The 26,050-nt window shown below is 69.3% G+C and carries 25 protein-coding genes; 17 read left to right on the top strand and 8 right to left on the bottom strand.

Going from position 1 to position 26,050, the window contains the following annotated elements; translation table 11 throughout:
* Positions 1-21 precede the first annotated feature (21 nt).
* Complete coding sequence (locus tag JDV09_RS03465; RefSeq protein WP_221367720.1) at positions 22-810, bottom strand: IclR family transcriptional regulator; 789 nt, start codon at positions 808-810, stop codon at positions 22-24.
* Between the two features lie 95 nt (positions 811-905).
* Here JDV09_RS03465 and hutU point away from each other — a divergent pair, with 95 nt between their 5' ends.
* Genes hutU through hutI form a run of 4 tightly spaced genes read left to right on the top strand, consistent with a single transcriptional unit; the run spans position 906 to position 6,266 of the window.
* Positions 906-2,567: a urocanate hydratase gene (hutU, locus tag JDV09_RS03460; RefSeq protein WP_221367719.1), complete on the top strand. Its 1,662-nt coding sequence runs from the start codon at positions 906-908 to the stop codon at positions 2,565-2,567.
* Positions 2,564-3,778 carry an allantoate amidohydrolase gene (locus tag JDV09_RS03455; RefSeq protein ID WP_221367718.1) on the top strand — a complete coding sequence of 405 codons (1,215 nt, stop codon included), beginning with the start codon at positions 2,564-2,566 and terminating at the stop codon, positions 3,776-3,778. The genes hutU and JDV09_RS03455 overlap by 4 nt, the downstream gene beginning before the upstream one ends.
* Positions 3,775-5,091, top strand: a complete 1,317-nt coding sequence (locus tag JDV09_RS03450; RefSeq protein WP_308123988.1) for a formimidoylglutamate deiminase — start codon at positions 3,775-3,777, stop codon at positions 5,089-5,091. The genes JDV09_RS03455 and JDV09_RS03450 overlap by 4 nt, the downstream gene beginning before the upstream one ends.
* Positions 5,088-6,266, top strand: a complete 1,179-nt coding sequence (hutI, locus tag JDV09_RS03445) for an imidazolonepropionase (protein WP_221367717.1) — start codon at positions 5,088-5,090, stop codon at positions 6,264-6,266. The genes JDV09_RS03450 and hutI overlap by 4 nt, the downstream gene beginning before the upstream one ends.
* On the opposite strand, the gene JDV09_RS03440 is transcribed toward hutI, so the two are convergent.
* Genes JDV09_RS03440 through JDV09_RS03430 form a run of 3 tightly spaced genes read right to left on the bottom strand, consistent with a single transcriptional unit; the run spans position 6,253 to position 9,739 of the window.
* On the bottom strand, positions 6,253-7,380 hold the full coding sequence (locus JDV09_RS03440) for a DUF4185 domain-containing protein (protein ID WP_372452835.1): 1,128 nt from the start codon (positions 7,378-7,380) through the stop codon (positions 6,253-6,255). The two genes, hutI and JDV09_RS03440, sit on opposite strands and share 14 nt — an antisense overlap.
* Positions 7,381-7,393: 13 nt before the next feature.
* The gene (locus JDV09_RS03435; RefSeq protein WP_221367716.1) at positions 7,394-8,440 is read right to left on the bottom strand and encodes an aspartate-semialdehyde dehydrogenase; all 1,047 of its coding nucleotides are present in this window, start codon (positions 8,438-8,440) and stop codon (positions 7,394-7,396) included.
* Positions 8,441-8,473: 33 nt separating this feature from the next.
* Positions 8,474-9,739, bottom strand: a complete 1,266-nt coding sequence (locus JDV09_RS03430) for an aspartate kinase (protein ID WP_221367715.1) — start codon at positions 9,737-9,739, stop codon at positions 8,474-8,476.
* Positions 9,740-9,825: 86 nt separating this feature from the next.
* Here JDV09_RS03430 and JDV09_RS03425 point away from each other — a divergent pair, with 86 nt between their 5' ends.
* From JDV09_RS03425 to JDV09_RS03380, 10 genes are all read left to right on the top strand, one after another.
* Positions 9,826-10,404, top strand: a complete 579-nt coding sequence (locus JDV09_RS03425; RefSeq protein WP_308124001.1) for a nitroreductase family protein — start codon at positions 9,826-9,828, stop codon at positions 10,402-10,404.
* Positions 10,405-10,480: 76 nt separating this feature from the next.
* Positions 10,481-11,800, top strand: a complete 1,320-nt coding sequence (glnT, locus tag JDV09_RS03420) for a type III glutamate--ammonia ligase (protein ID WP_221367713.1) — start codon at positions 10,481-10,483, stop codon at positions 11,798-11,800.
* A 1-nt stretch (position 11,801) separates the two neighbouring features.
* Entirely contained in the window at positions 11,802-12,710 is a 909-nt protein-coding gene (locus JDV09_RS03415; RefSeq protein ID WP_221367712.1) for a class II glutamine amidotransferase domain-containing protein, read from the top strand.
* Complete coding sequence (locus JDV09_RS03410) at positions 12,710-13,447, top strand: GltB/FmdC/FwdC-like GXGXG domain-containing protein (protein WP_221367711.1); 738 nt, start codon at positions 12,710-12,712, stop codon at positions 13,445-13,447. Before JDV09_RS03415 ends, JDV09_RS03410 begins: the two co-directional genes overlap by 1 nt.
* A 1-nt stretch (position 13,448) precedes the next feature.
* Positions 13,449-14,822 carry an FMN-binding glutamate synthase family protein gene (locus JDV09_RS03405; protein ID WP_221367710.1) on the top strand — a complete coding sequence of 458 codons (1,374 nt, stop codon included), beginning with the start codon at positions 13,449-13,451 and terminating at the stop codon, positions 14,820-14,822.
* The gene (locus JDV09_RS03400; protein WP_221367709.1) at positions 14,819-16,042 is read left to right on the top strand and encodes an NAD(P)/FAD-dependent oxidoreductase; all 1,224 of its coding nucleotides are present in this window, start codon (positions 14,819-14,821) and stop codon (positions 16,040-16,042) included. The genes JDV09_RS03405 and JDV09_RS03400 overlap by 4 nt, the downstream gene beginning before the upstream one ends.
* Before the next feature lie 11 nt (positions 16,043-16,053).
* A complete protein-coding gene (locus tag JDV09_RS03395) occupies positions 16,054-16,725 on the top strand; it encodes a helix-turn-helix domain-containing protein (RefSeq protein WP_221367708.1) in 672 nt (223 codons plus the stop codon).
* 247 nt (positions 16,726-16,972) lie between these two features.
* Positions 16,973-18,808 carry a 2-isopropylmalate synthase gene (gene leuA, locus JDV09_RS03390; protein ID WP_221367707.1) on the top strand — a complete coding sequence of 612 codons (1,836 nt, stop codon included), beginning with the start codon at positions 16,973-16,975 and terminating at the stop codon, positions 18,806-18,808.
* Between the two features lie 19 nt (positions 18,809-18,827).
* The gene (locus tag JDV09_RS03385) at positions 18,828-19,304 is read left to right on the top strand and encodes a hypothetical protein (RefSeq protein ID WP_221367706.1); all 477 of its coding nucleotides are present in this window, start codon (positions 18,828-18,830) and stop codon (positions 19,302-19,304) included.
* A gap of 76 nt (positions 19,305-19,380) precedes the next feature.
* Positions 19,381-19,764, top strand: coding sequence for an SHOCT domain-containing protein (locus JDV09_RS03380; RefSeq protein WP_221367705.1), 384 nt, complete (start codon positions 19,381-19,383; stop codon positions 19,762-19,764).
* 280 nt (positions 19,765-20,044) lie between these two features.
* On the opposite strand, the gene JDV09_RS03375 is transcribed toward JDV09_RS03380, so the two are convergent.
* The gene (locus JDV09_RS03375; RefSeq protein ID WP_221367704.1) at positions 20,045-21,043 is read right to left on the bottom strand and encodes a DEDDh family exonuclease; all 999 of its coding nucleotides are present in this window, start codon (positions 21,041-21,043) and stop codon (positions 20,045-20,047) included.
* 77 nt (positions 21,044-21,120) lie between these two features.
* On the opposite strand from JDV09_RS03375, the gene JDV09_RS03370 reads away from it, so the two are divergent.
* Together JDV09_RS03370 and JDV09_RS03365 are read left to right on the top strand one after the other, a co-directional pair.
* On the top strand, positions 21,121-22,350 hold the full coding sequence (locus JDV09_RS03370; protein WP_221367703.1) for a Mur ligase family protein: 1,230 nt from the start codon (positions 21,121-21,123) through the stop codon (positions 22,348-22,350).
* Entirely contained in the window at positions 22,347-23,066 is a 720-nt protein-coding gene (locus JDV09_RS03365; RefSeq protein ID WP_308123987.1) for a type 1 glutamine amidotransferase, read from the top strand. The genes JDV09_RS03370 and JDV09_RS03365 overlap by 4 nt, the downstream gene beginning before the upstream one ends.
* On the opposite strand, the gene JDV09_RS03360 is transcribed toward JDV09_RS03365, so the two are convergent.
* From JDV09_RS03360 to JDV09_RS03350, 3 genes are all read right to left on the bottom strand, one after another.
* Positions 23,063-23,950: a type IV toxin-antitoxin system AbiEi family antitoxin gene (locus JDV09_RS03360; protein ID WP_221367702.1), complete on the bottom strand. Its 888-nt coding sequence runs from the start codon at positions 23,948-23,950 to the stop codon at positions 23,063-23,065. The genes JDV09_RS03365 and JDV09_RS03360 overlap by 4 nt on opposite strands.
* Positions 23,951-24,146: 196 nt before the next feature.
* Complete coding sequence (gene recR, locus JDV09_RS03355; RefSeq protein WP_221367701.1) at positions 24,147-24,758, bottom strand: recombination mediator RecR; 612 nt, start codon at positions 24,756-24,758, stop codon at positions 24,147-24,149.
* A 10-nt stretch (positions 24,759-24,768) separates the two neighbouring features.
* The gene (locus tag JDV09_RS03350; RefSeq protein ID WP_221367700.1) at positions 24,769-25,101 is read right to left on the bottom strand and encodes a YbaB/EbfC family nucleoid-associated protein; all 333 of its coding nucleotides are present in this window, start codon (positions 25,099-25,101) and stop codon (positions 24,769-24,771) included.
* A gap of 153 nt (positions 25,102-25,254) precedes the next feature.
* Between JDV09_RS03350 and JDV09_RS03345 the strand changes: the two genes are divergently transcribed.
* On the top strand, positions 25,255-25,992 hold the full coding sequence (locus JDV09_RS03345; protein WP_372452838.1) for an Rv3717 family N-acetylmuramoyl-L-alanine amidase: 738 nt from the start codon (positions 25,255-25,257) through the stop codon (positions 25,990-25,992).
* The last annotated feature ends 58 nt before the right edge of the window (positions 25,993-26,050 follow it).

Here is a 26,050-nt window from a genome sequence, read left to right as displayed (position 1 = left end):
GGTCAGTTATCGTCTCGGATCTCAGACAGAGTCGAACCAACCGTCGGGGCCGTGGCCCGACATCGCGGCCGTCAACTGCTGGGCACCGGTACGCACCGCCCGCACCAGCTCGTCGTGTGAAGCCCGGCTGTGGTCCTGGCGCCAGGTCACGCTGATCGCCCCGCATGGCCATCCGGAGCGGTCGAACGCGCAGGCCGCCACCGACTGCAGCCCGGCGGTGACCAGCCCGATCTCCTCGGCCCACCGCTGTCTGTGCTCGGCGGCCAACACCCGCCGCAGCTCGGGCAGGGTCGCAGGGCCCTGGCCGGTGCGGTTGACGAAGCCACGCGGGAACAGCGCACGCACCTGCGCGGCGGGTAGGTGCGCGAGGATCGAGCGCCCGTTGGCCGTCAGGTGTGCGGGCAGGCGGACGCCGACGTCGGTGACCAATGTGACGGGGATACGCGCGACCGCGGGCTGTTCCTTGAGCAGGTACAGCGTTTCGGCTCCGTGCAGCACGCCCAGGTGGGCGGTCTCGCCGATGCGGGCGACCAACCGTGTCAGGACGGGGCGCGCCAGCATCTCGAGAGGTTCGTGACGCAGATAGGCCGACCCGATCTCGAACGCCGACATGCCCAGCCCGTAGGAACGCTGGTCGGGGAAGTGCACCACGAAACCGCGCGCGATCAGTACGTCGAGCAGATGGTACGTCGACGACCGGGGGATCCCGACATCACGCGTGATCGCCGCCCCGGACACCGGGCCGGGCTTACCCGCCAGATACAACAGCAGATCCAGGGCCCGGCCCACCGCTGGGGAAGTGCTCGACATGCCGGGCCGCCTTTCCGGAGCGGGGTCTCGGATACGAGACACTAGCTGTCTGAAGTCCATGGATCAATGGGCAGACATCGGGTGTGCTGAAAGGCATGGAAACCACGGCACGCACCGTCCGCGCACCCCGCGGCAGCGAGATCAGTTGCAAAGGCTGGCAGCAGGAGGCCGCACTGCGGATGCTGATGAACAACCTCGACCCCGAGGTCGCCGAACACCCCGAGGAGCTGGTGGTCTACGGCGGCACCGGCCGGGCGGCACGCAGCTGGGAGGCGTTCGACGCCATTGTCGCGACGCTGCGCACACTCGAGAACGACGAAACGATGCTGGTGCAGTCGGGCAAGCCGGTCGGCGTGTTCCGGACCCACGAATGGTCGCCGCGGGTGTTGATCGCCAACTCGAATATGGTCGGCAATTGGGCGAACTGGGAGAAGTTCCGTGAACTCGAGGCTGCCGGACTGACGATGTACGGCCAGATGACGGCGGGCTCGTGGATCTACATCGGCACCCAGGGCATCCTGCAGGGCACCTTCGAAACGTTCGGTGCGGTCGCACGCAAGAAGTTCAACGGCACCCTGGCGGGCACGATCACGCTCACGGCCGGCCTGGGCGGGATGGGCGGTGCCCAGCCGCTGGCAGTCACCATGAACGACGGCGTCGCGATCTGTGTGGACTGTGATCCCACGCGCATCGATCGCCGCATCACCCAACGCTACCTGGACACCAGGGCCGACTCGGTGGAAGAGGCCCTACGGCTCGCCGTGCAGGCGCGAGACGCCAAGCGCCCGTTGTCCATCGGTCTGCTCGGCAACGCCGCCGAAGTCTTTCCCGAATTACTCGAGCGTAATGCGCCGATCGATGTCGTCACCGACCAGACATCGGCCCACGACCCGCTGTCCTACCTCCCGGTCGGTATCGCGTTCGAGGACATGCGCAAGATGGCCGACAAGGATCCCACCTACTTCACCGAACAGGCGCAGCAGTCCATGGCGCGCCACGTCGCGGCGATGGTCGGCTTTCAGGACAACGGCGCCGAGGTGTTCGACTACGGCAACTCGATCCGCGACGAAGCCCGAAAAGCAGGTTACGAAAGGGCTTTCGAGTTCCCAGGCTTCGTGCCCGCGTACATCCGCCCACAGTTCGAGGAGGGACTCGGGCCGTTCCGGTGGGCCGCACTCTCCGGCGACCCGAAGGACATAGAGGCCACCGACAGGGCGGTCATGGACCTGTTCCCCGATAACGAGCACCTGCACCGGTGGCTGACGATGGCCGGCGAAAAGGTCGCCTACCAAGGCCTGCCGGCACGGATCTGCTGGCTCGGGTACGGCGAACGGCACCGTGCCGGGCTCCGATTCAACGAGATGGTGGCCAACGGGGAGGTGTCGGCACCGATCGTGATCGGCCGCGATCACCTCGACTCGGGATCGGTGGCATCGCCCTACCGCGAGACCGAGTCGATGCTGGACGGGTCCGACGCCATCGCCGACTGGCCGTTGCTCAACGCCCTGGTGAATACCGCCTCGGGCGCGTCATGGGTGTCGATTCACCACGGTGGCGGCGTCGGCATGGGACGCTCCATTCACGCCGGGCAGGTGACCGTCGCCGACGGCACCCCGTTGGCCGCCCAGAAGCTGGAGCGGGTACTGACCAACGACCCGGGCATGGGCGTCATCCGCCATGTAGACGCGGGCTACAAGCACGCCGCTGACGTCGCCGCCGACCGCGGTGTCCGGATTCCCATGTGGGACGTCCGGTGACGTTCGACTCGTTGTGGACGTCGATCCTCGACGTCGGTCGCGATCCCGCATCCGGGGGCTATCGCCGGTTCGCCTGGACGGCGGCTGATCTGACGCTGCGGGAGTGGTTCACCGGCGAGGCGCACCGCCGCGGCATGTCGTGCGAGGAGGACCGCAACGGCAACCTGTGGGCGTGGTGGATGCCGCCGGGCTGGATCGGCGATCCGACGGGCGCGTTTGTCACCGGCAGCCACCTGGACTCGGTGCCCGGCGGCGGGGCATTCGACGGCCCGTTGGGCATCGTGGCCGCGTTCGCGGCGATCGACCTGCTCGTGGGCAACGGGATCACCCCGAAGATGCCCGTCGCCGTGGTCGCGTTCTCCGATGAGGAGGGCGGCCGGTTCGGCGTGGCCTGCGTGGGATCCCAGTTGTCCACCGGCGCCGTCACCGCCGAGCGGGCGCTGAACCTGCGCGACGCCGACGGCACCACGCTTGCCGAGGCGATGACCGCCGCCGGCCGCGATCCTGGTCGTGTGGGTCCGGACGCCGACCTCGTCAAGCGCGTCGGGGTCTACGTCGAGTTGCACGTCGAGCAGGGCCGCGCACTAGACCTGGTGAACCAGCCGATCGCGGTGGCCTCGGCGATCTGGCCGCACGGGCGTTGGCAGCTCACGTTCTGCGGCATCGGTAACCACGCCGGTACCACGCGGCTGGTCGACCGCCACGACCCGATGCTGGCGTTCGCATCGACCGTTCGTGCGGCGCGCTCACGCGCCGCCGCGCACGAGGCCGTCGCGACCTTCGGCAAGCTGATGGTGACGCCCAACGGCGCCAACGCGATTCCTTCGCGCGTACACGCCTGGCTCGACGCCCGCGCCGGTGACGAGCAGACCCTCACCGCGATGGTCGAGGCCATATCCGCCGATGCCACCCGCTGGGCCACCGAGGACGGCGTCGCCGTCGAGGTCGACGTCGAATCGATCAGCCCCGCGGTCGTCTTCCCCGAGGCACCGCGCGCACGGATCATGCGAATCCTGGGCGAGGTTCCCGTCCTGCCGACCGCGGCCGGGCATGACGCCGGTGTGCTGTCGGCGACGGTTCCGACCGCAATGTTGTTCGTGCGCAATCCGACCGGAGTGTCGCATTCGCCCGACGAGTACGCCGAGATCGCCGACTGCCGCACCGGCGCCCGCGCACTGGCCGACGTGATGACCGACTGGGTGACCGGGTGAGCCGGACCTGGTGGTGTGAGCATGCCTGGCTGGGTGACCGGTTCGCCGACGGCGTGCGCGTGACAGTGGCCAACGGCGTGATCACCGCCGTCCAGCCGAACACCGCACCGGAGGGAAACACGCTGTACGGCATGGTGATTCCCGGTATGGCGAATACTCACTCACACGCCTTCCACCGCGCGCTGCGGTCGCACACCCAGCGCGGCGGCGGCTCGTTCTGGACATGGCGTGATGCGATGTACCGCGTCTCGCAGCGCCTGACGCCCGATTCCTACCTCGAGCTGGCCCGCGCCGTCTATGCAGAGATGGCGCTGGCGGGCATCACCACTGTCGGCGAGTTCCACTACTTGCATCACGGCCCCGACGGCACACCTTACGACGACCCGAATGAGATGGGCCACGCCCTGATCGAGGCCGCGGCGCAGGCCGGTATCCGGCTGACCCTGCTCGACACCTGCTATCTGACGGCCAACGCCGCGGGCGACCCGCTGGAGTATCACCAGAGGCGCTTCGGCGACGGTGACGCCGAGCGATGGGCACGGCGTGTGGACGGGCTGAAAGGCGACGGCGTGCTCGTCGGCGCCGCAGTGCACTCCGTGCGCGCCGTCCCCCCACCTCAGGCGACGACGGTAGCCGAGTGGGCGCAACACCGTTCGGCCCCGCTGCACGTCCATTCCAGCGAGCAGATCGCCGAGGTGCAACAGTGCCGGCAGGCTCATGGCGCCACGCCGACGGCGGTGTTGAAGGAGCACGGGGTGCTGGGTCCGCGTACCACCGCGGTGCACGCCACCCATCTGACCGAGCGGGATGTCGCCGATATGCTCGGCACCGGCACCGCCGTCTGCTTCTGCCCCACCACCGAACGTGATCTCGGCGATGGCATCGGGCCGGCCGCCGCCCTGATCGACGGCACCTTCAGTCTGGGCAGCGACAGCCACGCCGTGATCGATTTGTTCGAGGAGGCACGTGCGGTCGAACTCGACGAGCGACTGGCCAGCCGCCAGCGCGGGCTCATCCCGGCACCACGCCTGCTCGGTGCGGCCACCGGAGACGGCCATCGGGCACTGGGCCGGCCAGACGCCGGCCGCATCGCCGTCGGTGCGCGTGCTGATCTGGTGGCGGTCGACGTCGCCTCCGTGCGCACCGCGGGCGGCGGCGCCACCGCGGAGAATCTCGTCTTCGCGGCGAGTGCCGCCGATGTCACCGATGTCGTCGTCGACGGTCGCGTCATCGTCACCGAGGGCCGCCACCACCGTGTCGACGTTCCGAAGGCGATCGCCAGAAGCGTTGCCGCACTGTGGGAGGACCGATGACCGTACTCTATGACCGGATTGGCGAACTGGTCACCAACGATCCGCGGGTCGGCGATCACACCGCTCTCGGCGTCCTGACGGATGCGGCGATGGTCGTCGATGGCGAGCAGATCGCCTGGGTGGGCTCCCGTGCCGACGCCCCGTCGGCCGATCGCAGAGTCGACTGCCTCGGGTCGTGTGTGCTGCCCGGCTTCGTCGACAGCCACGCCCACCTGGTCTTCGCCGGTGATCGCAGCGAGGAGTTCGCCGCGCGGATGAGCGGAAAACCTTACGACGGCGGCGGTATCGCGACCACGGTCGCCGCCACCCGGGCGGCATCCGACGAGGCGCTCGGCGCGAACCTGTCCCAGTTGGCCGACGAACTGCACCGCAGTGGTGTGACCACGTTCGAGACGAAGAGCGGCTACGGGCTGACCACCGCCGACGAGCAACGCAGCCTGAGCGTCGCATCGACGCTCACCACCGAGACCACCTACCTCGGCGCACACGTCGTCCCGGCCGAATATCAGGCTGACCGCGACGCCTATGTCCGTCTGGTGGCCGGGGATATGCTCGACCGGTGCCGTGACCACGCGCGCTGGATCGACGTGTTCTGCGACCGTGGGGCATTCGACGTCGACGAGGCCCGGTTCATCCTGGAGACCGGGGTGGCCGCCGGCCTGACGCCACGGTTGCACGCCGCTCAGCTCGGACCGTCGGACGCGATACGACTCGGGGTCGACCTTGGTGCGGCGTCGGTCGACCACTGCACGTACGCCACCGATGACGACATCGACGCCCTTGCCGCCGGCACCACGGTGGCCACTTTGCTACCCGGCGCCGAATTCTCGACGCGCGCAACCTGGCCCGATGCCCGCCGGTTCCTCGACGCCGGTGTCACGGTGGCGCTGGCCACCGACTGCAATCCCGGCAGCTCATTCACCACGAGCATTCCGTTCTGCATCGCCGTGGCGGTGCGCGACATGGGCTTCACCCCCGCCGAGGCGGTGTGGGCGGCGACGGCCGGCGGCGCGGCAGCGTTGCGGCGCAGTGATGTTGGCGTGCTGGCCCCCGGCATGCGCGCAGACTTCAGCAGGCTCGACGCGCCGTCGTACATCCACCTGGCTTACCGACCGGGTGTACCGCTGATCGCCGACGTCGTCATCGGCGGCTCGCCGGCGGCTACCAGGGCTTGATGGGGTTCACCGCGAACTGGATCACCCGGTACGGGGTTCCGCCACGGGGCATGGTGTTCCACTGGCTGACGAACACCCGCACTACGTCGATGGTCGAGCCCGGCGAGATGTAGCCGCCGTAGGGCTGCGCGAGGCGGTTGTCCTCGGGTGGTGGCAGGTGTTCGGCCGGATCGGGCCAGTCAGAGGCGAACACCACCGTCGTCACCGGCGCGGTGCCCAACGCGGTCGGATCGTCGGCGACCCGCACCTCCATGTTGCCGGTGCTGGCGTTGAAGTACGACAGCACCGTCGTGCCGTCGATCTGGCGCACGCTCATCTCCCCCACCCGGTCGGTCCACAGCGGCACCGGTTCGTCACCCCACCCGCTGCCCGTCCAGCCCTGCCAACTCGCCCGGTCGGTGAACGACTCGGGGGCGGCCCGGTAGAGCACCACGGGCCCACTGCGGTCGAAGTTGTTGGCCACGATGTAGACCCAGCCGCTGGGCGACTCGGCGGTCGGAATCGGGTCGTAGTAGCCGCTGATCTGGGTCTGCCGCCCGCCGGCGTAGTCCGCGGGCCGCTCGGATCCCGCGATCGTCGGCCAGTTCCCCTGCCCGGGAAGGGCCTTGACCAGGCGGGAGGTTTGCGGGGTGAGGTTCTCGGTGGTGGTGACCATCATGTAGTTCTCGCGGTTGATCTCGATCACTCCCGCGGGCAGCTGCGAGGTGTCCGGCGCCGTCGGTTCGGCCAGCAGCGGGGTGGTCACGCCGGTCACCCCGTCATAGCGCACCCCGCCCGGATCGTCGAGCGAATCCCCCACCACGTGCAGGGCGATCGGCGAGTACCAGCCGCCATAACCCACCCCCTGCCCGGCGAAGCTGTCGCCGCACACCTGCAGGATGCCGCTGGGGAACTCCATGAACTCGCACAGGTCGGTCGCCCCGATCCCGTAGTCGGCGGTCGGGGTGCCGGTTCCGGCGGCCGGGCCGAGCCGCAGTACCTGGCCCGGCATCAGCGGCGGCAACGGCGACGACGGCGGCCCCTGCGCCGGCGTCGCGCCCGCCACCGGCGCCGAAATGGCATTCCAGCAGAGAAAGGCCGAGAAGAGGCCTGCCGGAATGCGAGTTCGGCGCAAGGTGCGTGGCGGGCTAGAGTTCGGCGGCGAGTAGCTCGGCGATCTGGATGGTGTTCAGTGCGGCACCCTTGCGCAGGTTGTCGCCGGACACGAACAGCGCCAGCCCGCGCCCGTCGGGCACTCCCGGGTCACGGCGGATCCGGCCGACCAGCGAGTCGTCGACGCCGGCGGCGGCCAGCGGCGTCGGCACGTCCACCAGCGTCACCCCGGGCGCCCCGGCAAGCAGCTCGGTGGCACGCTGCGGCGACAGCGGCGCGGCGAACTCGGCGTTGATCGACAGCGAGTGCCCGGTGAACACCGGAACCCGCACGCAGGTCCCCGAGACCGCCAGCTCCGGGATACCGAGGATCTTGCGGCTTTCGTTGCGCAGCTTCTGATCCTCGTCGGTCTCACCCGAGCCGTCGTCGACCAGCGAGCCGGCCAGCGGAACGACGTTGAACGCGATCGGCGCCACGTACTTGTTGGGCGCCGGGAAGTCCAGCGCTCCGCCGTCGTGCACCAGCTGCTCCACGCCGTCGATCACCGCGCGCGCCTGGCCGGCCAACTCCTCGACGCCGGCCAGCCCGCTGCCGGAGACCGCCTGGTAGCTGGACACGATCAGCCGGGTCAGGCCGGCCTCGTCGTGCAGCGGTTTGAGCACCGGCATCGCGGCCATCGTGGTGCAGTTCGGGTTGGCGATGATGCCCATGGGAAGGGACCGAGCCCGGTTTCCGACATCGCGCGCGAAGTTGACCTCGCTGACCACCAGCGGCACGTCGGGATCCTTGCGCCACGCCGACGAATTGTCGACGACGACCGCGCCCGCCGCGGCGAACCGGGGCGCCTGCACCCGCGACATCGTCGCGCCGGCGGAGAACAGCGCGATGTCCAGGCCGGACGGGTCGGCGGTCTCGGCGTCCTCGACCACGATCTGCCGTCCGCAGAAGTCCAGCTTCTTGCCCGCCGACCGCGCGGATGCGAAGAACCGCACCTCGGTGGCGGGAAAATCACGTTCGACCAACAGGTTTCGCATCACCTGGCCGACCTGGCCGGTCGCGCCGACCACCCCGATTCTGACCACCTAAGGCTCCCGTCGCTTCGCTCGCCCCGCCACCTACCGCCCCGTTCCCGCGTAGACGACGGCTTCCTCGTCGCCACCGAGCCCGAACGCATCGTGCAGCGCTGCGACCGCACGGTCCAGCTCGGTGTCCTTGATCAGCACCGAGATCCGGATCTCGGAGGTGGAGATCAGGTCGATGTTGACGCCGACGTTGGCCAGCGCCTCGCAGAACGTCGCGGTGACCCCGGGATGCGACCGCATCCCCGCACCGATCAGCGACACCTTGCCGATGTGGTCGTCGTAGAGCACCCGGGTGAAGCCGATCTCGTTCTGCAACGAGGCCAGCTTCTCCACCGCACCCGGTCCGCTCTCCCGCGAACAGGTGAAGGTGATGTCGGTCTTGCCGTCCTCGACCTTCGAGATGTTCTGCAACACCATGTCGATGTTGACGTCGGCGTCGGCGACGGCGCGGAAAACCTTGGCGGCGTAGCCCGGGATGTCGGGCAGCCCGACGACGGTGACCTTGGCCTCGCTGCGGTCGTGGGCGACTCCGGTGAGGATGGCGTCTTCCATGGGGATGTCCTCGATCGATCCTTTGACGATGGTGCCCGGCTTGTCGGAGTACGACGACCGGACGTGGATGGGTAGGTCGAAGCGACGGGCGTATTCGACGCAGCGCAGCATCAGCACCTTGGCTCCCGCGGCGGCCATCTCCAGCATCTCCTCGAAGGAGACGGTGTCCAGCCGCCGGGCATTCGGCACGATGCGCGGGTCGGCGGTGAAGATGCCGTCGACGTCGGTGTAGATCTCGCAGACGTCGGCCTTCAGCGCCGCGGCGACCGCCACGGCGGTGGTGTCGGACCCACCCCGGCCGAGCGTGGTGACGTCCTTGGTGTCCTGGCTGACCCCCTGGAACCCGGCCACCAGCACGATCTGCCCCTCGTCGAGCGCATCGCGCAGCCGGCCGGGCGTGACGTCGATGATCTTGGCGTTGCCGTGGGTGCCGGTGGTGATCACGCCTGCCTGTGAGCCGGTGAACGATCGGGCCTGCGCGCCGAGCGACTCGATGGCCATCGCGACCAGCGCATTGGAGATGCGCTCACCGGCGGTCAGCAGCATGTCGAGTTCGCGCACCGGCGGGGCCGGGGAGACCTGCTTGGCCAGGTCGAGCAGTTCGTCGGTGGTGTCACCCATCGCCGAGACGACCACGACGACGTCGTTGCCCGCCTTCTTGGTCTCGACGATGCGCTCGGCGACGCGACGGATGCGCTCGGCGTCGCCCACCGAGGATCCTCCGTACTTCTGCACGACGAGCGCCACGACGAAACCTTTCGGGTGCGGGGATGGAACCCACCAAGGATAAAGGCTCCCGGCACCTGCTTTTTCCGGCCGGTAGCGTGCTCACCGTGCCCGACGCGCCCGCCGATCGGTTGGCCGACACCTCGGTCCCGATCCATCCCGCCCTCGCCGGTCGCTGGAGCCCCCGCGCTTTCGATCCGGCCTTCGAACTGTCCGACGAGGATCTGACCGCGCTGTTGGAGGCCGCCCGCTGGGCACCGACGTGGGGGACGCGCCAGCCGGTGCGGTTCGTCGTCGGCCGACGTGGCGACGCGGCGTTCACCACGCTGACCGGCCAGCTGCGGCGCGGCAACAGCTACGCCAAGGCCGCCAGCGCCCTGATCCTGCTCTGCGCCGACCGCGGCGAGGACGAGCGCACCGAGCTTTATTCGGCCGTCGACGCCGGCGCGGCCATGGCCAACCTGTTGGTCGAGGCGGTGTCCCGTGGCCTGATCGCGCACCCGATGGCAGGTTTCTACCCGGAGCCGACCGCCGAGGCCTTCGGCCTGACCGACGGTCCGCGCCCGCTGGTGGTGGTGGCGATCGGACGACTGGGCGACTACGCGCAGATCGCGCCGGAGATCGCCGAACGCGACGGCCGGCCCCGCCGCCGCCTTCCGCTCAGCGAGATCGTGCTCAACGGGTAGCGCTTCGGCCCCTCGCGCTGCAGACGGTTTCCCATCGTAATACGGTGATTCACACCAAGAGACAAGGGGTGTCGTCGTGCCGCAGGACCTCGCCACGCTGGCTGAGCTGTGCAAACAGTACGGAACCAGGTTCATCCTGGCACTGTTCGTGGACCTGCGCGGGAAACCGTGCGCCAAGCTGGTCCCGGTCGAGGCGGTCGACCTACTGACCACCGAGGGCGTCGGGTTCGCCGGCTATGCCGTCGGCGCGATGGGCCAGGAGCCCAAGGACCCCGACCTGATGGCCATCCCCGACCCGGCGTCGTTCACCCCGATTCCCTTCATCAAGGAGGGCCTGGCGCTGGTGCACTGCGATCCGCACGTCAACGGCGAGCCGTGGCCCTATGCCCCCCGGGTCATCCTCAAGGCGCTGGTCGAACGGTGCGGCGACGCCGGATTCGAGCCGTGGGTCGGGGCCGAGGTCGAGTACTTCCTGCTCCGCCGCGGCCAGGACGGCGCCGTCTCGGTGGCCGACGCGGCCGACACCGCCGCGCAGCCGTGCTACGACGCGCGCGGGGTGACCCGGATGTACGACCACCTCACCGAGGTGTCCACCGCGATGAACCAGCTCGGCTGGTCCAACTACGCCAACGACCACGAGGACGGCAACGGGCAGTTCGAGCAGAACTTCAAGTTCGCGGAGGCGCTGACCACCGCCGACCGGGTGATCACGCTGCGCTACCTGCTGTCGATGATGGCCGCCGAACGCGGCATGGTCGCCACCTTCATGCCTAAGCCGTTCGCCGACAAGACCGGCAACGGGCTGCACCTGCACCTGTCGCTGACCAGCGGCGGGACACCGGTGTTCCCGGCCGACGGCGAGGACGGTCGCGGCCTGGGGTTGTCGGAGACCGCATACGGTTTCATCGGCGGCATCCTCGAGCACGCGTGCGCACTGCAGGCCGTCGTCGCCCCGACGGTCAACTCCTACAAGCGCACCGGCGCGACCTCCACCGCCTCGGGTGCCTCGTGGGCTCCGAAGACGCCGACCTACGGCGGCAACGACCGAACCCACTACATCCGGGTGCCCGACGGCGATCGTATCGAGCTGCGTGGCGGCGACGGCTCGGCCAACCCGTACCTGGCGATCGCCGCGGCACTGGGCGCAGGCATCGACGGCATCAAGCGCAGCGTCGATCCGGGCGCGGTCGGCGGCGGTGTCGGCACCCGCGCCCTGCCGCCGACGCTGCTGCACGCGGTGGAGGACTTCGAGGCCGACCCGGTGGTCACCGGCGTTCTCGACGCCGCCGGCGAGGGCGTATCCGGCTACTTCGCCGGAATCAAACGCGACGAGTTCTTCGGCTACCACGGCGCGGTGAGCCCGTGGGAGCTCGACCACTACCTGACGGCCTTCTGACATGTGCGGGATCGTCGGGTTGCATCTGCGTACCCCCGAGCTCTACCCCCGACTCGGGGAACTACTCACCGGCATGCTCTGCGAGATGGGTGATCGCGGCAGCGACTCGGCCGGCGTCGCGGTCTACGGCGACCCGACTTGGTCGCCGCCCGGCCGGGGCTGCGTCTCGATCGTCGACCTCGGGACCGGGCCGGGCACCGACGTGGGCGAGGTGTCGGCGGCGGTGGCCGAGGCACTCGGCGGCGACGTCGACGGAATCGCGGTCGACGGTAGCCACCTGCTGTCGGCCGCGGTGGACGCCGAGGTGCTGCTGGCCGCCGTCCGGTCGGCCTATCCGAAGGCCCTGATCGCCGGGTTCGGCCCGGACATGGCCGTTCTCAAGGGCATCGGTCATCCGCGCACGCTGACCGACGGCTGGGGGCTGGCCAAGGCTGAGGGCTGGCAGGGCGTCGGCCACACCAGGATGGCCACCGAGTCCGCGGTGACCCCTGCCGGATGCCATCCCTATGCCGTCGGACCCGGCCAGTGCATGGTGCACAACGGGTCGTTCGCCAACCACGCCACGATACGGCGCGAGCTCCGTTCGGCAGGAATCACTTTCGACAGTGAGAACGACACCGAGGTGGGTGCGCGCTTCATCGCCAAACTACTCGCCGACGGCATGGACGTCGAAAGCGCGCTGAAGGAACTGTGCGGCACGTTCGACGGCTTCTACACGCTGCTGGTGTCCAACCGGGACTCCTTCGCCGTCGTCCGCGACGCCATCGCCTGCAAGCCCGCGGTGATCGCCGAGACCGACGACTGGGTGGCGATGGGTAGCGAGTACCGAGCCCTGGCAGGACTTCCCGGCGTTGAGGACGCCAAGATCTGGGAACCCGAACCGGAGGTCGTCTACGCATGGAGCAGGTGATGGCCGCGAACTCTTCGCGCGAGCGCTCATCGGAGACACACTCTTCGCGCGAGCGCTCATCGGCGACGTTCGATCTGCGCACCACCCCGCTACGCGACGTCAACGCCGCACTGCATGCCCCGGATCTGGCCGGCGAGTTCGTCATCGAGCATCCCGCCGGGGCGCACAACGTCGCCGTCGGCCTCGACGCCCCGGTGACGGTGACGATCGAGGGCCACGTCGGCTACTACGCCGCGGGCATGAACCAGCGGGCCGAGGTGATCATCGACGGCAACGCCGGAACCGGTGTCGCCGAGAACATGATGAGCGGGTCGGTGTGGGTGAAGGGCAACGCGTCGCAGTCGGCGGGCGCCACCGCGCACGGCGGCCTGCTGGTCGTCGAGGGCAATGCCGCTGCACGGTGCGGTATCTCGATGAAGGGGGTGGACATCGTCGTCGGCGGCAACGTCGGGCACATGAGCGCGTTCATGGCCCAGGCCGGGCGCCTGGTCATCCGCGGCGACGCCGGCGAGGCGCTCGGCGACTCCATCTACGAGGCCCGGATCTACGTGCGCGGCGACGTCGCGTCGCTGGGGGCGGACTGCGTGGCCAAGCCGATGACCGAGGAGCACCACCTCGAACTGCGGGAGCTGTTGAAGGCCGCCGGATTCGATGGCGACGATACCGCCGCGTACACCCGATACGGGTCGGCGCGTTCGCTCTACCACTTTCACATCGACAACACGAGTGCCTACTGACATGACCTACAGCAGTGACGACCGGGCCCGACTGGGCCTGCGTGAATCGGCCACGTTCGACCGGGCCACCATCGCGGCCATCCAGCGCGCCGCCGACACCGGCATCTACGACATCCGCGGCTGGGGCGCCAAACGCCCGCTCCCCCATTTCGACGACCTGTTGTTCCTGGGCGCGTCGATGTCGCGCTACCCGCTCGAGGGCTACCGCGAACGCTGCGCCACCGATGTGGTGCTGGGCGACCGGTTCGCCAAACACCCTCTGCACCTGGACATCCCGGTCACCATCGCGGGGATGAGCTTCGGCGCACTGTCCGGGCCGGCCAAGGAGGCACTGGGCCGGGGAGCCAGCGAGGTCGGCACGTCGACGACCACCGGCGACGGGGGGATGACCCCCGAGGAGCGCGGGCAGAGCAAGCACCTGGTCTACCAGTACCTGCCGTCGCGCTACGGGATGAATCCCGACGACCTGCGCAAGGCCGACGCGATCGAGATCGTGCTCGGCCAGGGCGCCAAGCCGGGCGGCGGCGGAATGCTGCTGGGCCAGAAGATCTCCGAGCGGGTGGCGCACATGCGCACGCTGCCCGAGGGGATCGACCAGCGCTCGGCGTGCCGGCACCCGGACTGGACCGGCCCGGACGACCTGACGATCAAGATCAACGAACTCCGTGAGATCACCGACTGGGAGAAGCCGATCTACGTCAAGGTAGGCGCATCGCGCACCTACTACGACGTCAAGCTCGCGGTGCACGCCGGAGCCGACGTGGTAGTGGTCGACGGCATGCAGGGCGGCACCGCGGCCACCCAGGAGGTGTTCATCGAGCACGTCGGGATCCCGACGCTGGCCGCCATCCCGCAGGCCGTGCAGGCACTGCAGGAACTCGGCGTGCACCGCACCGCGGCGAGCGGCGCCAAAGACCGAAAGAGTGTGCAGCTCATCGTCTCCGGCGGGATCCGGCACGGCGCCGACGTGGCCAAGGCGCTGGCGCTCGGTGCCGACGCCGTCGCCATCGGCACCGCGGCGCTGATCGCCATCGGCGACAACGACCCGAGGTACGCCGCCGAGTACGAGAAGCTGGGCAGCGCGGCCGGGTTCTTCGACGACTACCAGGACGGCAGGGATCCGGCGGGCATCAGCACCCAGGACCCCGAACTGGCGGCGCGGCTCGACCCGGTCGCCGCCGGGCACCGGCTGGCCAACTACCTGCGGGTGCTGACCATGGAGGCCCAGACCATCGCGAGGGCCTGCGGCAAGGCCCACGTGTGCCACCTGGAACCCGACGACCTCGTCGCGGTGAGCATCGAGGCAGCGGCGATGGCGCGCGTTCCACTGGCCGGCACCGACTGGATCCCGGGGCAGACCGGCACCGGGCTGTGAGCGACGCCGGGCGTACCGCCGACGTCGTCATCGTCGGCGGCGGCATCGAGGGTTGCGCGGCCGCGTGGGCACTGAGCCGGCGTGGCGTCACCGATGTGGTGGTGGCCGAACGCCACACCGTGGGCGCCGGGATGACCGGCAAGTCCAGCGGGGTGGTGCGCTGCCACTACGGGGTGAGCTCGCTGGCCGCGATGGCCACCACCAGCCTCGACGTGCTCGAACGGCCCCGGGAGTTCCTCGGCGAACAGATCACCGACATCGGTTTCCGCCAGGCCGGCTACGTCGTGGGCGTCGCCGAGGCCAACGTGGACGCGCTGCGCAAGAGCCTGGCCGCGCAGCGGCGCGTCGGGGTCGAGACCGAGGAGATCGGTCACGCCGAGGTGGCGAAGCTGTGGCCGTTCGCCGACCTGACCCCGTTCGCGGCGTTCGGTTGGGAGGCCCGCGGCGGATACGGCGACGCGTACCTGACCGCGCAGGCGTTCTCGACGGCGGCGCGCGCGGCGGGCGTGCGGGTACGCCAGGGCGCCGCGGTGACGGCGCTGCTGGTCGACGCCGACCGGGTCACCGGGGTTCGGCTGGCCGACGGCAGCCAGATCTCGGCGGAGACCGTCGTCGTCGCCACCGGGGTGTGGACCCGCCCGTTCCTGGCGCTCTACGGCATCGACGTGCCGATCACGGTGGCCCGCGAGCAGATCGTGATGATCGACCCGGGGATCGACAGCGCCGCGGTGCGCCGGCTTCCGGTCTTCTCCGACCTGGTGTCACTGCAGTACGTGCGCCCGGAGGTCGGCGGCGAGATCCTGTTCGGCAACAGCGACTTACCGAGCTACGACGAAATCGATCCAGCCGATCCCGATGACTACCTCAACCGCGCGACCGAGGCGTTCGTCGACCTGACCATCGACAAGGTCGGCAACCGTTTCCCCGGCTTCCCCGACGCGGCGATCGCCAGCAGCTACGCCGGCTGCTACGACGTCACACCGGACTTCAACCCGGTGATATCCCGCGCGCCGCTGGACGGCCTGGTCATCGCCGCCGGCTTCAGCGGACACGGTTTCAAGATCTCGCCCGCGGTCGGCCGGCTCGTCGCCGACATCGTGGTCGACGGCCGCAGCGGCGACCCCCGGATCCCGGAAACGGACTTCCGGCTGTCCCGCTTCGACGAGGGTGAGCTCCTCAAGACGCCGTACCCCTACGTCGGCGCAGGCGAAATGCGCTAGACAGGAGTCTTGTGGCCCCGCCTGACGATCACGCCGACGATCATGTCCCGCTGCTCCGCAACAAATCGGGCACGGCCCGCGACCGGGATCCGGCCGAACCCGTCGACGAACTCGAGATCGAGTCGGCGATCGGTCGCAACGTGCGCCAGCTGCGGCTGCAGCAGGGCCTGACGGTCGCCGAGACCGCCGCCCGGGTCGGCATCTCCAAGGCCATGATGAGCAAGATCGAGAACGCACAGACCTCGTGCAGCCTGTCCACCCTCGCGCTGCTGGCGAAGGGCTTCGACGTGCCGGTGACCAGCCTGTTCCGGGGCGCCGACATGGAACGGCCCGCCGCGTTCGTGAAGGCCGGCACCGGTGCGCGGATCGTGCGGGAGGGCACCCGGGAGGGCCACGAGTACCAGCTGCTGGGCTCGCTGCGCGGGGAGCACAAGCGGCTGGAGTGCCTGCTGGTGACGCTGTCGGAGAAAAGCCAGACCTACCCGCTGTTCCAGCACCCGGGCACCGAGTTCATCTACATGCTCGAGGGCGTCATGGACTACAGCCACAGTCGCTCGGTGTACCGGCTCAACCCCGGCGACTCCCTGCAGATTGACGGCGAGGGCGCGCACGGGCCCGTCGATCTGATCTCGGTGCCGATCCGGTTCCTGTCGGTGATCGCCTTCCCCGACTCCCAGGTCTGAGCCCTGTCACCTGCCGTTGGGTCTGCGCCCATGGCGGGAAAGTGCGAGTGGACGACGCCGTGGGTGCAGTGCCAACGGGCTCGGGGCCGCGGTTTGGGCATCCGCGGACACGGGAGTAGAGTGTCCGGCGTGCAGCGGGTGCTCCTTCTCGGACGCCGCGACGGGGTCTAGCCAGACCGGCCTCCCGTCGCGGGTGTTTCGCGATGCGCCGGTCTGAAATCCACCCGAGACCCACCGGAGCACCGAAATGACCAGCTTCTCCACGAACATCAATCCCGCCGACTCCTATTCGTCGGCACGCACCATCAGCACCCCGCACGGTGCACCCAACCCCGGCCAGCCTTCGTGGAACACCCAGCGTGGCACCTCGATGCCGGTGGACCGCTACCGCAGCTTCGCCGACGAGGTGGAACCCATCCGTCTGCCGGACCGCACCTGGCCGGACAAGGTCATCGACCACGCTCCGGCGTGGTGCGCCGTCGACCTGCGCGACGGCAATCAGGCGCTGATCGACCCGATGAGCCCGGCCCGCAAGCGCCGGATGTTCGACCTGCTGGTGCGGATGGGCTACAAGGAGATCGAGGTCGGGTTCCCGTCGGCCAGCCAGACCGACTACGACTTCGTCCGCGAGATCATCAACGACGGCGCGATCCCCGACGACGTCACCATCCAGGTGCTGACCCAGTGCCGCCCCGAGCTGATCGAGCGCACCTTCGAGGCCTGCGCGGGCGCCCCGCGGGCCATCGTGCACTTCTACAACTCCACGTCGATCCTGCAGCGCCGCGTGGTGTTCCGCGCCGAACGTGACATCGTCAAGAAGATCGCCACCGAAGGCGCCGCGATGGTCGTGTACGAGGCCAAGAAGTACCCGGACACCCAGTGGCGCTTCGAGTACTCGCCGGAGTCCTACACCGGCACCGAGCTGGAGTACGCCGTCGAGGTGTGCAACGCGGTCGCCGACATCGTCGAGCCCACCCCGGACTGGCCGCTGATCATCAACCTGCCCGCGACCGTCGAGATGGCCACGCCCAACGTCTACGCCGACTCGATCGAGTGGATGAACCGCAACCTGGCCCGCCGGGACTCCATCATCCTGAGCCTGCACCCGCACAACGACCGGGGAACCGCCGTCGCGGCAGCCGAACTGGGCTACCAGGCCGGCGCCGACCGCATCGAAGGCTGCCTGTTCGGCAACGGCGAGCGCACCGGCAATGTGTGCCTGGTGACGCTGGGCCTGAACCTGTTCAGCCGTGGCGTGGATCCGCAGATCGACTTCTCCAACATCGACGAGATCCGCCGTACCGTCGAGTACTGCAACCAACTGGGTGTGCACGAGCGTCATCCCTACGGCGGCGACCTGGTCTACACGGCGTTCTCCGGCAGCCACCAGGACGCCATCAACAAGGGCCTGGACGCGATGAAATACGCCGCCGACGAAGCCGACAGGGACATCGACGACATGCTGTGGCAGGTGCCCTACCTGCCGATCGACCCCAAGGACGTCGGTCGCACCTACGAGGCCGTCATCCGGGTCAACTCGCAGTCGGGCAAGGGCGGCGTCGCCTACATCATGAAGGCCGACCACGGGCTGGCGCTGCCGCGACGGCTGCAGATCGAGTTCTCCCGCGCGATCCAGACGATCGCGGAGGGCACAGCTGGTGAGGGCGGCGAGGTCTCCCCCAAGGAGATGTGGGACGCCTTCTACGAGGAGTACCTGGCGCCGATCACCCCGCTGGAGCGGATGCGGCAGCGCGTGGACGCCGCCGAGGTCGACGGCGGCACCGACACCATCGTCGCCGAGGTGAAGATCGACGGCGTCGAACGCGAGATCGTCGGCGCCGGCAACGGGCCGCTGGCCGCGTTCGTCGACGCTCTGGGCGCTGCGGGCTACCACATCAGCGTGCTGGACTACTCCGAGCACGCGATGTCGGCCGGCGAGGAAGCCCAGGCGGCGGCCTACGTCGAGGCCTCGATCGGCGGCCGGACGGTATGGGGTGTGGGCATCGCGACCTCGATCACCACGGCATCGCTGCGCGCGGTGGTCTCCGCGGTGAACCGGGCCGCCCGGCAGAACGCCGGCTGAGCCGCCGGTATCGGGGCGCGTGGAGACCTCGCTGCTGCCGTTGGCCCGCAGCCGCTGGATCTTTCAGCTCATCGCGTCCAGCGTCGCGCTCTCGGTCAGCCTGATCCTCGCCGCGGCAGCGCTGTCGGGCATCGCCAACCCGCTGTATCTGGCGTTGGCGATCGTGTCCGCGCTGATGTTCGGCACGGTCTTCGTCGGATGTGTGCGCACGCTGGCCACCAGCGGGCTGACCCTGTCCGATGCGGGATTCCGTTATGCCGGACGCTTCTACCCGCGGTCGGACATCGCCGGGTTCACTCCGGTCGGGATGTTCGGCAAGAGCCACGTACGAATCCTGTTCGTGCCCGGCGCAACGCTGGACTGGGAGGAGAAGCTGGCCGAGACGACCGCCAAAATCGGCTTCTACCATCCCGCTTCGCACATTCCGATCAAGGGTTTCGAGACCGGCGGGGTGCCGCTGGAGAAGGTCCTGACCGATTGGCGACGCCGGGCGTGACGGGTTCCACATCCGCCGTTCGTGATTAACTTGCGGTCGCGCGGAACCGCGCAGGACTCGGTTAAGGAGCAGCCGTATGTGGGATACGTTTTGGCACTTTCTGTGGTCGATGATCGTCATCTTCGCCGTCATCGCCTACCTGATGATCCTGTTCAGCATCCTGGTGGACCTGTTCTGGCGCGACCAGAAGACATCGGGCTGGGTCAAGGCCGTCTGGGTGATCTTCCTGATCGTGCTGCCCTATCTGACGGCGCTGGTGTACCTGATCGCCCGCGGTGGCGGCATGGCCGAGCGGGCCCGCGAGCAGGCCATGCAGGCCAAGAAGGAGACCGACGACTACATCAAGCAGGCCGCCGGACGTTCCCCTGCGCAGGAGATCGCCGACGCCAAGGCCCTACTGGAGTCCGGAGCGATCACCCAGGCCGAGTTCGAATCGCTGAAGGCCAAAGCGCTGAGCTGAGCCGGATCCGGCCGGCCTACCGGCGTCCGGCGAAGGCCGAGAGGGTGTTTCCGGTATCGCGGCAAGCGTGGGTGCACCAAGCCGTTCTCTCCGGTGTCTTCGTCGGGGTGGGCGTTGGCGTCGTCGGGTACGGTCTCGTCGGACTCAACGGCGGCGGGGGGCGCTTGTTGGCCGCCATCGGACGCATTTGCCGAACGGTGGATTCGACACCGGCGGGCGACCACTCGATGCCGTCCTGGCCGAAGGCCCGCGCCGGCACCGGGATGGCCGAACCCACTAGTCAGAACAGCCTGAACTGGTCGTCGTCGATGGTGGTGTCGGTGAACGTCTCGATTCCCGCACCACCGACGACGGAGTCCAGCAGGCGCATGAGCTCGGCGCTGGTGACCAAGGGCACACCACGCTCGGTGGCCTGAAATCCCTTGCCCTGCTCCGGCGCCGGGCTGTCGCACACCACCGCCGACGTATGCAGGTCCACCGCATCGGTATAGGCCAGGCCGGCGTGCAGGATCCGCTCGATGAGTTCCTCGTGGGTCCGGCTCACTTCGGCGATCGCGATACGCATGCCCTGCACGAGCGGACGGCCGGAGACGAAGCGGCCGGGGTTGGCATACGGGCAGGGCAGCCGCGCGGCGACCACCTTCAGGGGATGCAGTTCGTCGTGGGTGACCCTGCCGTTGGGCCAGGCCCGCCGGGTGACCGGATGCACCGGCAACCACACCCGGCGTTCCTGGGCGCGCACCAGAACGGGCTTGAGGATCTGGGTCAGCACCATGGCGTCGTCGAGCGCGTCGTGCGGGCGCATCTGGCTGATGCCCCAGTGGCCGGCCAGCGTCTCCAGCCGCAGGTTCTCCAGCCCCAGCTCGAGGCGGCGGGTCAGCTCCACCGTGCACATCACCGTCTCGACGGGCAGCTCGGCATCCACCAGCTCGGCCTCGGCGGCCAGGAACGAATAGTCGAAACCGACGTTGTGTGCGACCAGGGTCCGTCCCCGCAACACCTCCACGAGATCGGCGGCGATGTCGCCGAACGTCGGCTGACCCTCCAGCATCTCGGCGGTCAGTCCGTGCACATGCGTCGGCCCGGGGTCGACGCCGGGATCGAGCAGGGTGTAGAGGCTCTTCTCGACGTTGCCGTCATCGCTGAGCGCCAGCGCCGCGATGCTGACCACCCGGGCCTGCCCGGGGCGAAAGCCCGATGTCTCGACGTCCACCACCGCCCAACCGGCTCCACACTGGTCGGCGGGCCTGCCCCAGCTGCTTCCACCGATCGAGCTCACATTTCGAGGATGGCACGCAGGGGTGACATGCCCCGCTCCATCGGCCGCGTGTCGGGCACTCTTCTAGACTCCCGGGCATGATCACCCCGCGTGGACGCGTCGCCCTGGCGGCGGGCGCCGCCGCGCGGTGGGCATCGCGGGTCACCGGCCGCGGCGCGGGCGCGATGATCGGCGGGCTGGTGGCGATGACGATGGACCGGTCCATCCTGGGCCAGCTGGGCCGGGGCCGCCGCACGGTGATCATCACCGGGACCAACGGCAAGTCGACCACCACCCGGATGACGGCCGCGGCACTGGCCACGGTCGGCCCGGTCGCGACCAACGCCGAGGGCGCCAACATGGATGCCGGCCTGGTGGCCGCTCTGGCCGCCGCGCCCGATGCGGGGTTGGCGGCGCTCGAGGTCGACGAGATGCACGTCCCGCACGTCAGCGACGCGGTCGAACCCGCGGTGATCGTGTTGCTGAACCTGTCCCGCGATCAGCTGGACCGGGTCGGTGAGATCAACCACATCGAGCGCACGCTGCGCGCCGGGCTGGCCCGGCACCCGTCGGCGGTGATCGTCGCCAACTGCGACGACGTGCTGATGACGTCTGCCGCCTACGACAGCCCGAACGTGGTGTGGGTGGCCGCCGGCGGCGGCTGGGCCGGCGACTCGGTGAGTTGCCCGCGCTCCGGGGAGATCATCGTCCGCGAACAGAACCACTGGTACTCGACGGGCAGTGATTTCAAGCGGCCCGACCCCGACTGGTGGTTCGACGACACCCACATCCACGGTCCCGACGGCCTGTCGCTGCCGATGACGCTGACGCTGCCGGGAACGGTCAACCGCGGCAACGCCACCCAGGCGGTCGCCGCGGCGGTGACGCTGGGCGCCGACCCGGCCGCCGCGGTCGCAGCGGTGTCTGCGGTCGACGAGGTCGCCGGCCGGTACCGCACCGTGCGGGTCGGTGCACACACCGCGCGCATTCTGCTCGCCAAGAACCCGGCCGGCTGGCAGGAGGCCCTGTCGATGGTCGACCGCGAAGCGGCCGGCGTGGTGATCGCCGTCAACGGCCAGGTGCCCGACGGGGAGGACCTGTCCTGGCTCTGGGACGTGAAGTTCGAGCATTTCGACACGACGGCCGTGGTGGCCGCCGGTGAGCGCGGCACCGATCTGGCGGTGCGCCTCGGGTATGCCGGTGTAGAGCACACGCTGATCCACGACACCGTACGGGCGATCGGGTCCTGCCCGCCCGGCCACGTCGAGGTGCTGGCCAACTACACGGCGTTCCTGCAACTCAACCGCGCCCTGGGACGGATGGCGTGACCTCGGAGTCGACGGTGCGGATCGGGCTGGTGCTGCCCGACGTGATGGGCACCTACGGGGACGGCGGCAACTCGGTGGTGCTGCGCCAGCGGCTACGGCTGCGCGGCATCGACGCCGAGATCGTCGAGATCACCCTGGACGACCCGGTGCCCGCCGAACTGGACCTCTACACCCTCGGTGGCGCCGAGGACTACGCGCAGCGGCTGGCGACCAAACACCTGATCCACTATCCCGGCCTGCAGCAGGCGATCTCGCGAGGCGCGCCGGTGCTGGCGATCTGCGCGGCCATCCAGGTGCTGGGCCACTGGTACGAGACCTCCGCGGGTGAACGGGTCGACGGGGTCGGGGTGCTGGACGTGACGACCTCACCGCAGCCGGAGCGCACCATCGGCGAAGTCGCCTCGACTCCGCTCGTCGAAGGACTCACCGAGCAGCTCACCGGCTTCGAAAATCATCGCGGCGGAACGGTGCTGGGCACCGATGCGCGCCCGCTGGCCGCGGTGACCAAGGGCGCGGGTAACCGGGCCGGCGACGGTATCGACGGCGCGGTCCAGGGCAGCATCGTGGCGACCTACCTGCACGGGTGCTGCCTGGCCCGCAACCCCGAGCTGGCCGATTACCTGCTGGCAAAGGTGGTCGGCCCGCTCGCGCCGTTGGATCTGCCCGAGGTCGCGCAGTTGCGCCGGGAACGGTTGGCCGCGCCGCGCCGCGTCTAGGCCGCCGAACCCCCGACGGACCGCGGGATTTCGACCCCGTCCAGCGGGCATCCGCGGTCGCGCAGCGCGACCTCGACCCTGGCCAGCCACTCCCGCGGCCGGTCTTCGGCGATGACGCGCACCACGATCCACCCCATCTGCTCGAGCATGCGCAACCGGTTGATGTCCTTGACGTACTGCCGCCGGTCCTTGCGGTGGTGGTCACCGTCGTACTCGACAGCGACCAGGTACTTCGGCCAGGCCAGATCGAGGAACGCCACCGGCCGCGACCCGATCACCACCGGCTGCTGGGTCTGCGGACGCGGAAATCCGTTGTCCAGCAGCCACAGCCGGATCCGGCTCTCCCGCGGGGAGGCGGCACCGCCGTCGACCAGCGGAAGCAGTTCGCACAGCTGCCGGACCCCGCGGGCCCGCGGGCGGCGTTCGGCCAGTGACACGACGTCGTCGATGTCGAAGCGCTGATTCCACATCAGCGCGTCGAGCCGGGCCAGTGCCTCGGGGCGGTCCAGATGACGACCGAGGTCGAATGCGGTCCTCTCCCGGTTGGTGACGGGAAGTCCTGCACGCCGGGTTATCTCGTCGGCGGCGATCCGTTCCTCCCGCAACACCAGGCCGCGCTGTGGCCGGCCTTTCACGCCGCTGACCTCGACGGGTTGGCTTGGATCCACCCATGGCGCGCCGTGCAGCGCGGCCGCAGTCACCCCCGCGATTACCCCCTTGCGCCCCGTGGCCAGCCATGCCCCGATCGCCCGGTCGCGCAGCGTGATCTCGCCATCACGGCGCACGAACACGCCCCGATACAGCTTGTCGTAGTCGCGTGCGAGTTCGTGACGGGTGACCACGCCAGCCCGGACCGCTTCCCCACCCAGGATGACCTTGCTCATGCCGGTCATGCTGCCAACGCCCCCCGACAGATTTCGAAACCCACGTTTTGCAGCAGAAGTGCGAGTAACCGGCCGCAAAACGTGGGGCTCGTCGCGAGCAGCCGCGGCGAGCCGCGCATCAGGCCACCGCGGCCGAGCCGCGCATCAGGCCACCGCGGCCGAGCCGCGCATCAGGCCACCGCGGCCGAGCCGCGCATCAGGCCATCGCCCGGCGGCCGGCCAGCGCCCGGCCCAGCGTCAGCTCGTCGGCGAACTCGAGGTCACCACCCATCGGCAGGCCCGAGGCGATGCGCGTCACCGTCAATCCGGGGATGTCGCGCAACATCCGCACCAGATAGGTCGCGGTCGCCTCGCCCTCGGTGTTCGGATCGGTGGCGATGATCACCTCGGCGACGTCGACGCCGTCCACCCGCTCGCCGATCCTGTTCAGCAGCTCGCGGATGCGCAGCTGGTCCGGCCCGACGCCGGACAGCGGATCCAGCGCACCGCCGAGTACGTGGTAGCGGCCGCGGAACTCCCGGGTGCGTTCCACCGCCTGCACATCCTTGGGTTCCTCGACCACGCAGACCAGCGAGGCGTCCCGGCGGGGATCGCTGCAGATCCGGCATCGTTCGGCGTCGCTGACGTTGCCGCACACCGCGCAGAACGTCACGCCGTCGCGGATCTTCGCGAGCACCGCGGTGAGCCGGTCGATGTCCGGTGGTTCGACCGACAGCAGGTGAAATGCGATCCGTTGCGCGCTCTTGGGCCCGACACCGGGCAGCTTGCCGAGCTCGTCGATCAGATCCTGGACGGGGCCTTCGAACATCGAGGTCCGGTCACATCCCCGGCAGGCCGAGATCGCCCATACCGCCGGCCAACGGGCCCAGCCGGTCGTGGGCCAGGATGGTGACCTGCTTGGCGGCGTCGGCGATGGCGCCGACGACGAGGTCCTGCAGCGTCTCGACGTCGGCGGGGTCGACGACCTTCGGGTCGATGTTCACCGAGACGACCTCGCCACTACCGCGCATGCTGACCTGCACCAGCCCGCCGCCGGCCTGACCGTGCACCACGGCGTTGGCAAGGGCCTCCTGGGCCTCCATCAGCTGCTGCTGGACCTGCTGGGCCTGCGCGAGGAGCGCTGACATGTCGGGTTGGCCGCCAGGTTGCATTGCTGGTCCTCTGTACGTGTTGGTGTGCGGATAGGTTGCGTACCGGTCTCGACTTGGTTGCGCTCGCCCGGATCCGGCCCTTCGGGGTTTCAGCGTAGTCGCCGACCGGGCTACCGTGGCGCGGTGCACGTGACAGCCAGCCTGCGTGTCGGCCTGCGGAAAGGCTCAGCGATCACCGCCGGTGCGCTCGTCGCTGCGTCGACACTCGCCGCCCCCACCGCCGATGCGGCGCCCGCGAACATCGCGGGCAAGATCGTCTTCCTCGATCCCGGCCACAACGGTTCCAACGACGCCTCGATCAGCAGGCAGGTCCCCACCGGACGCGGCGGGACCAAGGACTGCCAGGCCAGCGGCACATCCACCGACGACGGCTACCCCGAACACACCTTCACCTGGGACACCACGCTTCGGATCCGCCAGGCACTGACCGCCCTGGGCGTACGCACCGCGATGTCGCGGGGCGACGACACCGGACTCGGCCCGTGCGTGGACCAGCGCGCGGCGATGGCGAACTCGATCCAGCCCAACGCCGTCGTCTCGATCCACGCCGACGGCGGCCCGGCGACCGGGCGCGGATTCCACGTGCTCTATTCGTCGCCACCGCTCAACGCGGCGCAGGCCGGCCCGTCGGTGCAGTTCGCCAAGGTCATGCGTGACACGCTGACCGGGTCCGGCATCCCGCCGTCGACCTACATCGGATCGTCGGGTCTCAACCCGCGTTCCGACATCGCCGGGCTCAACCTCGCGCAGTATCCGTCGATCCTGATCGAGCTGGGAAACATGAAGAACCCCGCCGACTCGGGCCTGATGAAGACACCCGAGGGCAGGCAGCGCTACGCCGACGCCGTGGTCCGCGGCATCGTCGCGTTTCTAACATCCCAGCGCGCCTAGGTGCCGGTCGGGGCTAGATGCGGGTCGGGCCCAGGTGCCGTTGGGGCCCGGGTGCCGG

Origin of the sequence: Mycolicibacterium xanthum, assembly GCF_019710635.1 — a bacterium.
GTDB lineage: Bacteria > Actinomycetota > Actinomycetes > Mycobacteriales > Mycobacteriaceae > Mycobacterium > Mycobacterium xanthum.
This window is presented reverse-complemented; position numbering and strand designations above follow the sequence as displayed.

Coding starts and splice junctions, on each gene's coding strand:
- JDV09_RS03465 (WP_221367720.1), bottom strand. CDS start 810: ATGTCGAGCACTTCCCCAGCGGTGGGCCGGGCCCTGGATCTGCTGTTG.
- hutU (WP_221367719.1), top strand. CDS start 906: ATGGAAACCACGGCACGCACCGTCCGCGCACCCCGCGGCAGCGAGATC.
- hutI (WP_221367717.1), top strand. CDS start 5,088: ATGACCGTACTCTATGACCGGATTGGCGAACTGGTCACCAACGATCCG.
- JDV09_RS03415 (WP_221367712.1), top strand. CDS start 11,802: ATGTGCGGGATCGTCGGGTTGCATCTGCGTACCCCCGAGCTCTACCCC.
- JDV09_RS03410 (WP_221367711.1), top strand. CDS start 12,710: ATGGCCGCGAACTCTTCGCGCGAGCGCTCATCGGAGACACACTCTTCG.
- JDV09_RS03405 (WP_221367710.1), top strand. CDS start 13,449: ATGACCTACAGCAGTGACGACCGGGCCCGACTGGGCCTGCGTGAATCG.
- leuA (WP_221367707.1), top strand. CDS start 16,973: ATGACCAGCTTCTCCACGAACATCAATCCCGCCGACTCCTATTCGTCG.
- JDV09_RS03380 (WP_221367705.1), top strand. CDS start 19,381: ATGTGGGATACGTTTTGGCACTTTCTGTGGTCGATGATCGTCATCTTC.
- JDV09_RS03370 (WP_221367703.1), top strand. CDS start 21,121: ATGATCACCCCGCGTGGACGCGTCGCCCTGGCGGCGGGCGCCGCCGCG.
- JDV09_RS03360 (WP_221367702.1), bottom strand. CDS start 23,950: ATGAGCAAGGTCATCCTGGGTGGGGAAGCGGTCCGGGCTGGCGTGGTC.
- recR (WP_221367701.1), bottom strand. CDS start 24,758: ATGTTCGAAGGCCCCGTCCAGGATCTGATCGACGAGCTCGGCAAGCTG.
- JDV09_RS03350 (WP_221367700.1), bottom strand. CDS start 25,101: ATGCAACCTGGCGGCCAACCCGACATGTCAGCGCTCCTCGCGCAGGCC.